At 68.2% G+C, this 11,390-nt stretch carries 24 protein-coding genes; 23 read left to right on the top strand and 1 reads right to left on the bottom strand.

Translation table 11 applies throughout. The features are described from left to right. Positions 1-108 precede the first annotated feature (108 nt). From VIB55_RS04310 to VIB55_RS04255, 12 genes are all read left to right on the top strand, one after another. Complete coding sequence (locus tag VIB55_RS04310; RefSeq protein ID WP_331875438.1) at positions 109-315, top strand: hypothetical protein; 207 nt, start codon at positions 109-111, stop codon at positions 313-315. 4 nt (positions 316-319) lie between these two features. Next, positions 320-631, top strand: a complete 312-nt coding sequence (locus VIB55_RS04305; RefSeq protein WP_331875437.1) for a hypothetical protein — start codon at positions 320-322, stop codon at positions 629-631. Between the two features lie 16 nt (positions 632-647). Continuing rightward, entirely contained in the window at positions 648-887 is a 240-nt protein-coding gene (locus VIB55_RS04300; RefSeq protein ID WP_331875436.1) for a hypothetical protein, read from the top strand. After that, complete coding sequence (locus VIB55_RS04295; RefSeq protein WP_331875435.1) at positions 880-1,326, top strand: hypothetical protein; 447 nt, start codon at positions 880-882, stop codon at positions 1,324-1,326. The genes VIB55_RS04300 and VIB55_RS04295 overlap by 8 nt, the downstream gene beginning before the upstream one ends. Before the next feature lies 1 nt (position 1,327). Beyond that, on the top strand, positions 1,328-2,146 hold the full coding sequence (locus VIB55_RS04290) for a hypothetical protein (protein WP_331875434.1): 819 nt from the start codon (positions 1,328-1,330) through the stop codon (positions 2,144-2,146). After that, a complete protein-coding gene (locus tag VIB55_RS04285) occupies positions 2,139-2,336 on the top strand; it encodes a hypothetical protein (protein WP_331875433.1) in 198 nt (65 codons plus the stop codon). Before VIB55_RS04290 ends, VIB55_RS04285 begins: the two co-directional genes overlap by 8 nt. After that, positions 2,333-2,614, top strand: coding sequence for a hypothetical protein (locus VIB55_RS04280; protein ID WP_331875432.1), 282 nt, complete (start codon positions 2,333-2,335; stop codon positions 2,612-2,614). The genes VIB55_RS04285 and VIB55_RS04280 overlap by 4 nt, the downstream gene beginning before the upstream one ends. Beyond that, on the top strand, positions 2,611-2,901 hold the full coding sequence (locus tag VIB55_RS04275; RefSeq protein ID WP_331875431.1) for a hypothetical protein: 291 nt from the start codon (positions 2,611-2,613) through the stop codon (positions 2,899-2,901). The genes VIB55_RS04280 and VIB55_RS04275 overlap by 4 nt, the downstream gene beginning before the upstream one ends. An 89-nt stretch (positions 2,902-2,990) precedes the next feature. Continuing rightward, the gene (locus VIB55_RS04270) at positions 2,991-3,176 is read left to right on the top strand and encodes a hypothetical protein (RefSeq protein ID WP_331875430.1); all 186 of its coding nucleotides are present in this window, start codon (positions 2,991-2,993) and stop codon (positions 3,174-3,176) included. Then, a complete protein-coding gene (locus VIB55_RS04265) occupies positions 3,176-3,466 on the top strand; it encodes a hypothetical protein (RefSeq protein ID WP_331875429.1) in 291 nt (96 codons plus the stop codon). Before VIB55_RS04270 ends, VIB55_RS04265 begins: the two co-directional genes overlap by 1 nt. A 53-nt stretch (positions 3,467-3,519) precedes the next feature. After that, positions 3,520-3,867: an HNH endonuclease signature motif containing protein gene (locus VIB55_RS04260; protein ID WP_331875428.1), complete on the top strand. Its 348-nt coding sequence runs from the start codon at positions 3,520-3,522 to the stop codon at positions 3,865-3,867. 108 nt (positions 3,868-3,975) lie between these two features. Next, the gene (locus VIB55_RS04255) at positions 3,976-4,464 is read left to right on the top strand and encodes a hypothetical protein (RefSeq protein ID WP_331875427.1); all 489 of its coding nucleotides are present in this window, start codon (positions 3,976-3,978) and stop codon (positions 4,462-4,464) included. A gap of 151 nt (positions 4,465-4,615) precedes the next feature. On the opposite strand, the gene VIB55_RS04250 is transcribed toward VIB55_RS04255, so the two are convergent. Next, positions 4,616-4,876: a hypothetical protein gene (locus VIB55_RS04250; protein WP_331875426.1), complete on the bottom strand. Its 261-nt coding sequence runs from the start codon at positions 4,874-4,876 to the stop codon at positions 4,616-4,618. 4 nt (positions 4,877-4,880) lie between these two features. Between VIB55_RS04250 and VIB55_RS04245 the strand changes: the two genes are divergently transcribed. The 11 genes from VIB55_RS04245 to VIB55_RS04195 form a co-directional block, all read left to right on the top strand. Further along, complete coding sequence (locus VIB55_RS04245; protein ID WP_331875425.1) at positions 4,881-6,140, top strand: hypothetical protein; 1,260 nt, start codon at positions 4,881-4,883, stop codon at positions 6,138-6,140. After that, positions 6,140-6,322: a hypothetical protein gene (locus tag VIB55_RS04240; RefSeq protein ID WP_331875424.1), complete on the top strand. Its 183-nt coding sequence runs from the start codon at positions 6,140-6,142 to the stop codon at positions 6,320-6,322. Before VIB55_RS04245 ends, VIB55_RS04240 begins: the two co-directional genes overlap by 1 nt. Further along, on the top strand, positions 6,319-6,768 hold the full coding sequence (locus VIB55_RS04235) for a hypothetical protein (protein WP_331875423.1): 450 nt from the start codon (positions 6,319-6,321) through the stop codon (positions 6,766-6,768). Before VIB55_RS04240 ends, VIB55_RS04235 begins: the two co-directional genes overlap by 4 nt. Next, on the top strand, positions 6,765-6,956 hold the full coding sequence (locus VIB55_RS04230) for a hypothetical protein (protein ID WP_331875422.1): 192 nt from the start codon (positions 6,765-6,767) through the stop codon (positions 6,954-6,956). The genes VIB55_RS04235 and VIB55_RS04230 overlap by 4 nt, the downstream gene beginning before the upstream one ends. 2 nt (positions 6,957-6,958) lie before the next feature. Next, on the top strand, positions 6,959-7,192 hold the full coding sequence (locus tag VIB55_RS04225; protein ID WP_331875421.1) for a hypothetical protein: 234 nt from the start codon (positions 6,959-6,961) through the stop codon (positions 7,190-7,192). Between the two features lie 9 nt (positions 7,193-7,201). Continuing rightward, positions 7,202-7,684, top strand: a complete 483-nt coding sequence (locus tag VIB55_RS04220; RefSeq protein WP_331875420.1) for a hypothetical protein — start codon at positions 7,202-7,204, stop codon at positions 7,682-7,684. Positions 7,685-7,689: 5 nt separating this feature from the next. Beyond that, the gene (locus tag VIB55_RS04215; protein WP_331875419.1) at positions 7,690-7,926 is read left to right on the top strand and encodes a hypothetical protein; all 237 of its coding nucleotides are present in this window, start codon (positions 7,690-7,692) and stop codon (positions 7,924-7,926) included. Positions 7,927-8,112: 186 nt separating this feature from the next. Then, positions 8,113-8,274 (top strand): hypothetical protein, encoded by a 162-nt coding sequence (locus VIB55_RS04210; protein WP_331875418.1) that lies wholly within the window; start codon positions 8,113-8,115, stop codon positions 8,272-8,274. Between the two features lie 58 nt (positions 8,275-8,332). Further along, positions 8,333-9,481: a phage portal protein gene (locus VIB55_RS04205; RefSeq protein ID WP_331875417.1), complete on the top strand. Its 1,149-nt coding sequence runs from the start codon at positions 8,333-8,335 to the stop codon at positions 9,479-9,481. Further along, a complete protein-coding gene (locus VIB55_RS04200) occupies positions 9,474-10,409 on the top strand; it encodes a head maturation protease, ClpP-related (protein WP_331875416.1) in 936 nt (311 codons plus the stop codon). Before VIB55_RS04205 ends, VIB55_RS04200 begins: the two co-directional genes overlap by 8 nt. A gap of 3 nt (positions 10,410-10,412) precedes the next feature. Further along, a partial coding sequence (locus VIB55_RS04195; protein ID WP_331875415.1) for a phage major capsid protein occupies positions 10,413-11,390 on the top strand: 978 nt, incomplete at its 3' end.

The raw sequence follows: 11,390 nt of genomic DNA, 5'->3' as shown, positions 1-11,390 counted from the left end.
GGACCGCAGGTGGCGGCTGCCGCGACCGACCTACGCGTGGACGAACGTCGTGCTCGTCGCCGTCGTGGTTGCGTGGGGCCTCGGATTCGTGATGGGCAAGCTCCTCTAATGACCGACCCCAACGACCGGTCCGTGGAGGAGAGGGTCGCGACCCTGCTGGACGGTGACCGCCTGACACCCGAGCAGCGGAGACGACTACTCGATTCCCTGAGCGGGTCCCGCGGCGACTACAAGGTGCTGGCTGGCGCCGCCGAACTCCTCCGGCAGATCGAAGGGGAAAACGGCGCGGCGACGAACTACGGCAACGAGGGCTGAGTCGATGACCAAGAAGCGGACAACCAAGCACCGGATCGACGACTACTGGTTCCACTGCGCCGACCCGGCCGTCGCGAAAGCCGCGCACGAGTCGCTGACGGCGGCGCTCGCCGATCCCCACTGGGCGAAGATGTTCTCCGGCCCGAGCGGCACGGTGCCCGTGGTCGTCAACCGCGTCGCCCGCGACATCCGATTCGAGCGCATCAGCTCCAACCTGATCGAATCAGTTTTCCACAGACCCTTTTGCGAACGAGGGACTGACCGTGCACACCGACACCACGCCCCCCGATGCGGGCAAGAAGGCGATCCGAAGTAAGCGGGACGCACAGCAGATGGCCCGACACCTCGCCTCGTCCCTCATCGGCATGTACGCCGGTGCGTGGGACGAATTCGCGGAGTTCAAGTTCCTCACGCCGGAAGAGCAGGAGCAGGTGAACGAGGCGATGCGGGATGTGGAATCGCTCCTCGACCGCGTCCGCCCGAGCGACCGGCTGGACGCGTACATCGAGGATGCCCGCGACCGCTGGGTCGCGGGTGCCCAGTCCGGACAGAGGGAGGCCGCCGATGCCTGAGCCGACCACGCCCCCCGATGCGGGGCTGACGCAGGCGATTGTGAACACGCTCTCCTACTGGCCTGCCGAGCCGTCGGAGCAGCCGGCCCACGCGATCCTGCGGTGCATCGAACAGGAGGGGTACACGTTGGCCCTCTCCACCCCCGAGGCCCCGGCAGACGGGGAGATGCCGGGGATGCCCCCCACGTACGACGTGCTGGCCCACGCGGAGACGGCGCTGCGGAGGGCGGCTGGCACGATCCAGCAGGCGGTGGGCATCGCTCAGGATGCAGGCTTCGACGACTGCGCCGGGGCCGCAGAGACGGCAACCGCGTGCACCATGAACGCCGACAGAATCCGCCGCCAGCGTGAGGCGATGCACGCTGCTGCCTCCCGACGCCCCGAGGCGCCGGGAGGGGAGCGCATTTCGGATGAGGTGGGGGGGGAACCCGCCCGCTGACATGCTGGGTGCCGTCCGCGATTCGCTTACCGTTGCCCGGGAGCGGGCGCTGGAGGAGGCTGAGGGGGTGACGGAAGCTGGACGGGCCGAGGGCGCCGAGTTCTTGCGGCTGCTCAACGCATTGGATGCGGCATCCCGCCCCACCCCCGCCCCGCTGGGGGACGGGGGCGCCCGGGCGCTGCTGGCGAGCATGGAATGGGTCTGCGGTGTCTGCCAGGAGTGCGGGCACGCTCAGGGAGGCCACGAGCCCGCCTGCCGCCTCTCCGCCGCGCTCCGCTCCCGTGGGCCGGAGCCGCGGGTGGAGGCGCTGCAACGCGCGCTGGCCCCGTTCGCCAAGGCGGCCGTCAGCGGCGAGCCGACGTTCCGCACGGACATCGACGGTGAAGGGTGGGCCGTCTGCAAGGTAGGCGGCTTCCGTCTCTTCCCGAGCCACTTCCGCGCCGCGCTCGCCGCCCTCCGGGAGGGGACGATGCGTGAGGGAACGGTGTCGATGGAATCGGTCGCCGACGAGCTGTTGAAGGCGTCAGAGGCCGCCCGCGCCGCACGGATCGCCGCCATTCCCGATGAACCCGCGGCGATAAAGGCGCTGTTCCAAGCCTATCTGCGCCTGCAAGAACTAGGGTGGCGCGACGCGAGATACGCACCCCGTGACGGGTCTACCTTCGACGTGATCGAGGTGGGCTCCACAGGCATCCATCAGTGCACGCGGGACAGGCAGGGCCGGTTCTGGATCTACGACGGCGAGACATGGCCCGCGCGTCCGAGTCTATTCCGTCTGGCGGGCATGGGGGAGCCGGACACGGAGGCACCCCATGCGTGACCCCGGCGAGGGACGGGTGCAGATCACCCGCGTGGGGTCGCTACACGTGCTGCAGGGCATGCCGCTGCTCCCGGCAGGCTTCGGTGCGCTGCTCCGGCTGGGCGGGCCGTCGCGGATGCGCTTCCGCGTGGAGGCCGGCGCCCCGGCGCCCACGCACGAGTGGCAGGCGGGGCGCCGGGGGCGCGCATGAGCGCGACGGCCTACGCCTACGGACATCCGATCGTGTATGCGGACGGCGCGTGGAGGTACGCGGACACGGGCGAAGCCATCGACGGCGCCGCGCCGCGGCTCTGCCCCGCGTGTCAACTGCCGCCCACGCCGGAGGGGTACGACCCGTGCCTCGGCTTCATCCCTGGCGCGACCTCCGCGTGCTGCGGGCATGGTGTGCAGGAGCCGTTCGTCGTCTGCGGCAGCTCGGACGCGGCACCCGCGACCCCGGCCACTCCTGAACCCGCCCGCGCCCGATGACGCAGTTCAGCGACCGCCTTCACCGCGCGCTGTTCCTGGACGTACACCAGACAGGACAGGGCACCTACCTGGTAACAGGAGGAAGCGAGCCCCACCACGTCCAGACCCGCGACCCCAACCAGCCAGGCTGCGACTGCGGGGACCACGTGTGGAGGTTCGACCGCCTGTGCAAGCACATCCTCGCGGTCCGCATCTACGCACGCGGAGCATCGGTCCTGGACCTCCTGAAGGAGTTGAAGGAGCAGGAGAGGATCATCGACCGGGAGAAGCAGAGGCGAGCGGCGTGAGTCCATGCTTTATATCGCACGGCGCTCTTGACCCCAAAGGGCTTTACGCCGACATTTCAGCACAGACCAGACACAAGGAATTGCGGGGCATGGCAAAGCGGACGATCATCCCGGGCTCGGAAGCCGACCGGTGCCCGGTGTGTGGGTGGACTCTCGCGGCAACCCGGTCGGAGGGGTGCGTCCCCGGCGACTGCTCCTACCGCCCCGCCGAGGGAACGCCGGAGTGGAACCGGGTGCAGGCCAACCGCGCCGCCCTCGCCAACGAGGTGCCCTGATGGACGGGCAGAACATAGCCGCCGCAGTCGCGTTCTCCGCATGGGCAGGCGTCATCCTCGTGCTCTTCGGTGGATGGATCAGGCAGCGCCGCCGCGACGCACGCACGGCCGCCTACTTCACGCGTGAGGCTGCCGCCCGGTGCTACTGCGGCTGGTACAAGTGCGCATGGTCCGCGACTGGATGCCCCAAGCACGCCCAGCCGGGTGAGTGGGAAGCATTCATCACCACGGACGAGGGGCAGGACTGGGCGCGACGCCACCGCCCTGACTGCGTGCGCCCCGCCGCCTGATGCCCCACTCCCCGGACACCAGAGGCTCGGCAACCTCCCGCGGCTACGGCTGAATGCCCAAGCCCATGCGCACGTGCAACACCCCGGGCTGCCCCGCCCTCACCCGCGAGCCCTACTGCCCAGACCACCGCAAGGAAGTCCAGAGGCGAGGGGACACGAAGACGGACGAGGAGCGGCGCTTCTACGGCAGCGCACGGTGGCAGAAGACAAGGGCGCGGCACCGCCGCCTCCACCCTCTATGCGCCGAATGCGAACGACAGGGGTATGTGAAGGCGGGCGACATGGTGGACCACATCGTCCCGATGCGTGAAGGCGGCGATCCGTGGGACCCGGTGAACCACGAGACGCTGTGCAACACGCACCATCAGGTGAAGCGAGCACGGGAGCGGCACGCGGCATGACAGGAGGGGGGTATCAAATCCCTGCGGGGCGCCATCTCCCCCACCGCTTGCCAAGGCTGGATTTTTTGTCTACGGGTTGGGGACTTCTGAACTGGACAGCGTGAGTAGATGAGCGGACCCGCGCCGAAGCCGGCGCACCTGCGGCAGCGTACGAATAAGACTCCGGGCGCCGCACGCCTGCCGTCTTCCGAGACCGCGCGCAAAAACCGCGTCCCGGATCTGCCCGACCGCAAGGAAGGGTGGCACCCGCTCCTGTTGGAGTGGTGGACTTCCGTGTGGCGCTCGCCGATGGCGGGCGAGTATCTGGACGCCGACATGCGCGGCGGACTGTTCCACCTCGCGTACCTTCATCAACTGTTCTGGGAAACGGCCGACATGGGTTTCGCGGCGGTAGCCGCACTGCCCAAGCTCGCCGCGGAGATCCGCCTGCAGGAGGTCCGGTTCGGCCTGTCGCCGATCGACCGGCGCCGGCTGCAGTGGGAGGTTGAGAAGGGAGAGCAGGCGGCCGAGCGGACGAAGAGTCGGAAGACCGCGAAGAAGGCGCAGCGTCCGGACCCGAAGAAGGACCCCCGCTCGGTGTTGAAGGCGGTCGCATGACGCAGATTATGTGTCCGCCGTACGACGACGACGAGGAATGGCCGACGCTCGGACCCATGGTCTGCGAGTTCATCGAGGAGCTGCTGTGCCACGGGCCGGGGGACTTGCTGGGGAAGCCGGTCAACCTGAACGACGAGGAGCGCGCCTGGTTCTATCGGATGTACGAGGTGGAGCCGCCGAAGCTGATCAGCCGGCGGAACGGCGTCATCACGCGCACGGCAAACCCGCGCTCCGGCCGGCGGCGGTTCCAGCGGTGTGCGCTGTCGCTTCGGAAGGGAAGCGCCAAGACGGAGAAGGCAGCCTGGCTCGCCGCGGCGGAGCTCCACCCGGAGGGGCCGGTCCGGTGCGACGGCTTCGAGAACACGCGGGGCGTCCTGCGGCCCGTGGTGCGCTCCGTCTCCGATCCGTACATCCCGATGATCGCGTTTACCGAAGAGCAGTCGGAAGAGCTCGCGTACGGCGCGCTCCGCCGTATCCTGATGGAGGTGCCGATCGGGAACGACTTCGACATCGGGCTCGAGCGGATCATGCGGAAGGATGGGGCCGGGAAGGCGGAGGCCGTATCGGCCTCCCCGAACGCCCGTGACGGCGCGCGCACCACATTCCAGCACGCGGACGAAACGCACCGCTTCACCCTGGATAGCCTGAAGCGCGCATGGACGGTGATGCTCGCGAACCTCGCGAAACGCCCGCTGGCCGATCCGTGGGCGCTGGAGACGACGACGGCGCCGGAGCCGGGCGCCGGATCGGTCGCGGAGAACACGATGGAGTACGCGCGCAAGATTATGCTGGGCACGGCGCACAACTCCCGGCTGTTCTTCTACCACCGGGAGGCCGACCAATGCATCGACATCTCCACCACGGCCGGGCTGAGAGAGGCGGTCATTGACGCGTCGGGCCCGTACATCGCAGAGTGGACGGACGTGGACCGCGTGGTCGGCACGTTCGAGGAGCCCGGCGCTGACCGCCCGTACTTGGAACGGGTGTGGCTGAACCGGCTGGTGCAGTCCAGCGGCGGCGCCTTCGATGTGACGCAGTGGAAGAAGCAGGCGCGGCCGGATCACCAGGTGCCGGCGGGCGCCGCCATCACCATCGGTTTCGACGGCTCCCGGTTCGATGACGCCACCTCCATTGTAGGGTGCGAGGTCGCTACCGGGTTCCTGTGGCCACTGGGAATCTGGGAGCGACCCGAGCATTTGAAGGATTGGGAGGTGCCCGTCGCCGAGGTGGACGGGATTGTGGAGGACGCGTTCGAGCGCTACAACGTCTGCCGGATGTACTGCGACCCTCCGAAGTGGGAGACCTCGGTTGCCAAGTGGGCCGGCCAGTACGGCGAAAAGCGTGTAATCGAGTGGTGGACCAACCGTCGCAAACCCATGGCGTACGCCGTCCGCGCGTTCGTAACGGCCTTGGGAGCGGGGGATGTGACGCACGCCGGTGATGCCCAACTCGATGACCACATCGGCAACGCCCGCAAGCAGCCGACAGGGCTGACCGACGAGGACGAACAGCCGCTGTGGATCATCCGGAAGGAACGTCCGGACAGCCCAAAGAAAATCGACGGGGCGATGGGTGCCCTGCTCGCGTGGGAGGCGCGCAACGACGCCGTGGCGGCCGGCGAGGGAGCAGCAAAGCGAGCGTCCGTGTACGAGTCCCGCGGCGTCCTGGTGTTCTGATGAGAAACTTCACCGTTACGAAAGACCACGCCGAACTGCTCCGCAGACTGGCCGATCACACCACGCGGCTCGGCGAGGAGTACGGGCTGGCAGGGGAAGCCGACGACGTTCGCGAAGCCCGCGAACTGGCCGACGAGATCGAGGCGGCGATCCTCCGAGACGCGGGAAAGGGTGCGCAATGAGCAACGCGGATGGGTTCCGGATGGAGGGGTTCGTGCCGGGCGGTAACCCCGACGGCAGCACGTACGAGGGGCCGCTCGACACCCCTGCGGGATCGGAGGCTTTCCGGCGGTGGCTTGTGCGGCTGCCGCCCTATCTGGAGATGATGCTGCCCAAGGAGCAGCGCGCCGAGTTCGAAGGCTACACATGGCGGGCGGTGTATGCCGGTGATCGCCAAACCGAATCCGACTTCTCGTCGTACATCTACGGTCTGAATCCGACGCCGGTCTGGTTCGAGACGCATATGAAAGTATCCGCCGGGTGGGTTGCCAACTGCATCGCGGCCGGAGCAGGGGACTCGGGCGGCGACCTCGCGGCGGGCCCTCGTCTCATGGTGGCGCAGTTCGGAGTTGATCCGGAGACGAGACAGGGATGGTGTCTATGGTTCTTCCTCCCCTCCCTCGCATGAGCGACCGCCTCCTCCGCCCGGACGTGAAGTGCCCCGACTGCGGGAAGGTGCCGCGGCTGCGCATTCCCGAAGCCGAGCGGGCGCTGTCCCTCACCCTACCTGCAGACCAGCTGCGCCAGACCTACCAGTGCCACCACTGCGGGAACACCTACAGGATGGAGGCGAGAGCCTTCCAGAAAGCAGCGTGACGATGACAGCGAACGGGGTCGGGCGCTGGAAGGCTTGGGCGACTGGCGGCTACTACGTGGCGCAGAACGACGACTTGCGCACCTTGGAGGAGGAGGTGAGTTCGTTGATGGATCAAGGGTGGGTGCCGACCGGCGGCGTGGCGGTCGTTCACCGCACGTGGGAGAACGACCGCAAGGGCTGGACGGAAAGCGCCACCACGTTCTATCAGGCGATGACGCGCCCGGCCCATGCGTAGAGGCCCGCGATGATAATGGGCGATTGCCCCTACGAGGGGTGCGCGGGCTACGTGTGGCTGCCCATCGCGGAGAACGCGCCGGGCTACGAGCGCCACGTCTGCGAGGAATGCGGCGGGGTGATCTGGACCCGCCACTCCCGCGTTGACCCGTGGTCCATGACGGAAGCCGACTTCCTGGCCGCCTACCAGGTGGATGAGGAGACGCATCAGGTCCGGCTCCTGAACCCGCCGGAGCCGTTGCCTCCCGAGTTGGTGGAGGCGTACCAACGTTTCTTCGTGGACCTCCTCCTCTACGGCAACGTTTACGCGCGGCGCCCGGCCGGCATCCTTCACGGCTCGTCACCTGTGGAGCAGGTGGTGCGAGAGGCGCCGCCGACACCGGCGCGGGAGGGCGATGCGGCGAGGGCGGCACTGCGGTACGCACGCGAGTACCGGGCACGAGCCGACGTCCGGCTGCCCGCCCTCCTCCTTCCACAACCCCTTCCAGCGTGAACGAAATGGACGAATCGGCTGAGGTTCTACCGAAGCAGATCGCAGAGGTGGAGGCGATGGAGCGGCAGGTGCGCGAGCAGTCGCGGGCGGGTAGCTGGGAGAACTCGCTGCGCTGGTACGCCGGAGCGTTCGTCGGCGCCTTTGTCACGCTCGCTTTCGGCGGCGGGTGGCTGGTGCTGCCGACGATCGTGGGCTGCGCCATCGCGGACGCCCTTCTCCGCAAGGTGCGCCACAACCTGTAGACATGATCCTTGACGTCGGGCACACTCCCTTGTAGCATTCGGGAGTAGCACGCGCGCAAGCGCGAAACCTGACGGTGACATTGCGCCCCTCGTGAGGCGCCACGGTTCCACAAAGGGGACCCCTATCTCGGCACACTGCCGGGGAGGGGTCCCCTTTTGTCGTTCTCCCACCCTACCCGCCTGCCCATGCCCAAGGGCTTCGACCTGTTCGACCTGCTGGTGTTGATCGGCCTTGCGCTGGTGACGGCCGGGGTGGCGCACGTCTGGGGTTGGGCGGTCGGGGTGATGGTGCTGGGCGTGGTGCTGTTCGTCGTGGGGATTCGCGGGTCCGCGCGCGGCCGGTCCTAACGCAATGGGTTTCTTCGGCCGGGCGCTGGCGCCCAAGGCGTACGACGCCACCCGCAACATGACGCTGGCCGAGGGGGGCAAGTGGTTCGGTGGCGGGCCGACGCGGGCGGGGATCTCGGTGGGGCCGGACACGGCGATGCGGTGCGGGGCCTTCTACGCCTGCGTTCGCATCCTGGCTGAAGACGTCGGGGCGCTGCCGATCGGAGTCCACCAGCGACTGCCGGACGGAGGGCGGCGCAAAGCGACAGAGCATCCGTTGCACCGCGTCCTCCGGCGCCAGGCGAACGCGTGGCAGACGGCGATGGAGTACCGCGAGATGATGCAGGCCCACGTCGAAATGCGTGGGAACGCGTACTCCTACATCACGCGGGGCGTAGGCGGGCGGGTGCTGGAACTGCTGCCGATCCACCCGGACAGCGTGACGGTTCACCAGGCGAAGGACTACACCGTCACCTACAAGGTGCGGGGAGAAGAGGCGCCATCGGGCAGCATCTTCCACCTGCGCGGTCTGACCCTCGACGGGGTGACGGGGGTTTCGCCGATCACGTACATGCGCGAGTCCATCGGCCTCGCCCTCGCCGCGGAGAAGCACGGGGCGCTGCTGTTCGGTAATGGCGCCCGACCGGGCATGGTCGCAGAGGCGCCGGCCGAGTTCAGTGCGGGCGCGGTCGAGCGACTGAAAGAGTCGATCGAGCGTGGCACTTCCGGCGACAACCTGTTCCGCCTGCTGGTGCTGGAAGAAGGGGCAAAGCTGAGCGCCGCCCCGGTTTCCATGACGAACGAAGACGCGCAGTTCCTCGACCTTCGCAAGTACCAGCGTAGCGAGATCGCGGGGATGTGCCGGGTGCCGCCGCACATGATCGGTGACTTGGAGCGGGCGACGTTCTCCAACATCGAAGAACAGGGACAGCACTATCTCGATGGCGGACTGAACCAGCGGCTGGTGCGGTTCGAACAGCGGGCCAACATGACGCTCCTCACCCCGGCCGAGCAGGAAACGCACTACGTCGAGTTCAACCGCCTCGCGTTCAACCGAGGGAACAGCACGGCACGCGCAGCCTTCTACGGCTCCGCGATCAGGGACGGGTGGATGAACCGGAACGAGCCGCGGGAGCGCGAGAACATGCCGCCTGGCCCGCCTGAGCTGAACGAGTTCCTGCGCCCGCTGAACATGGCCCGCGCCAACGAGAGGACGCCCGATGCGTAAGACGATCGAACTGCCGGCGCAGGAGAAGCTGTCCGCATCGCGGAAGCCGATCGTCGTGCAAGCCAAGGCGCCGGCGAAGTGGTACGAGCTGAAGGCGGCCGCGAGCGGCGAGGCCGAGCTGTTCATCTACGGCGAGATCGGGAACTACCTCTGGGACGGCCCCACCGTGGGCGACCTGGTGCGCGCCCTCTCGGAGATCAACGCCGGCACCATCCGCGTCCGGATCAACTCCCCCGGCGGCGACGTGTGGGGGGGCATCGCCCTGTACAACGCGCTCGTGCAGCACCCGGCCCGGATCATCACGCAGAATGACGGTGTGGCGGCATCGATCGCCAGCCTGGTCTTCATGGCCGGGGACGAGCGACGGATGGGCACGGGCACCACGCTGATGGTGCACGACCCGTGGACGTGCATGTGCGGCAACGCGGCCGACTTCCGCGAGATCGCTGGTTGGCTGGACGGCATCGCCGCATCCATGGCGGACATCTACGCCGAGCGGACAGGGCAGACCACCGCCGGGATCGCCGCGCTGATGACGGCCGAGACCTGGATGAACGCGGCCGAAGCCGTGGCCGCCGGGTTCGCCGACGACACCACGAACGAGGACGCGCCGCCGCAGATGCGCGCACGCTTCGACCTTTCCTTCTTCGCCCACGCGCCGCCCGAACTCGCCGACCGGCGACAGGAGGGGCAGGCCAACACCCGGACCACGCCGCAGACCGTGCGCGACGTCGAGCAGATCCTGCGGGATGCAGGCTGTTCGCACGCGCAGGCCAAGGCGATCGCGTCCGGTGGATTCAAGGCCAAGCCGGATTCTCGGGATGAGAACGGTGGGGAGCCTGACGACACGGCCGCAGCCGACGCGCTGATGGCCTCCCTGCTGACCGCGCGTTTCGAGTTCGGGGCGCGCTCCCTCTTGGAGAACTGACACATGGCCGAGACGATGACCGAACTGTTCACCGCCTTCACGGGCTTCCGCGAGGAGCTGAAGGCGTCGCTGGACAAGCAGGCGAAGGAGCTGAAGGCGAACGGCGAGTCGTCGGAGAAGACCGGCAAGCGCGTCGAGGAGGTGGGCGAAAAGCTGGTCGAGGTGAAGGCCGAACTCGACCGGCGAGCCGCCGAGATCCAGGCCCGAATCGACGAGGTGGAGAAGCTCGCGGCGCGGCCCCGCATGGGCGTCGCCGCACACAACGGAAAGTCCATCGGCCAGCAGTTCGCCGAGTCGGACCAGATCAAGGCGATGCGCGCCAGCGCCGCCACCGAGTCGGGCGCGTTCTCCGTGAACGGCAGCTTCTTTCCCCGGGCTGCCATCACCTCCGACGCCGGGAGCGCCGGGACGCTGGTGGAGCCGCAGCGGCTTCCGGATGTGGTCACCGCGCCCCGCTCGCGCCCGCTGCTGCGCGATCTGCTGCAGGTGTCCCCGACCACCAGCGGCACCATCGAGTTCATCGAGCAGACCGGGTTCACGAACAACGCGGCCCCGGTCGCCGAGGGCGCGGTCAAGCCCGAGTCGAACCTGACGTTCGCCAAGCGCACGGCACCCGTGGAGGTGATCGCGCACTGGGCGGAGATCACCCGCCAGATCATCGCCGACGCGCCGCGGCTGCAGGCGACGCTCGACGGCGAGATGCGCGCCGGGCTGGAGCTGAAAGAGGACGAGCAGTTCATCCGCGGCAGCGGGTCCTCGCCCAACCTGCAGGGCATCGCCACGCACCCGCGGGTCCAGAAGTACTTCTGGGCGACCGGCAACAACGCCGTGCTGGCGAACGCCACCATCAAGGCCAAGACCGGCGACACCAAGCTGGACGCCATCCGGCGCGCCATGCTGACCGTCACCGTGGCGAAGTACTTCGCGACCGGCCTGGTGCTGAACCCCATCGACTTCGCGGACATCGAGCTGCTCAAGGGC

The sequence above is a fragment of the Longimicrobium sp. genome (genome assembly GCF_036554565.1).
Taxonomy (GTDB): domain Bacteria; phylum Gemmatimonadota; class Gemmatimonadetes; order Longimicrobiales; family Longimicrobiaceae; genus Longimicrobium.
This window is presented reverse-complemented; position numbering and strand designations above follow the sequence as displayed.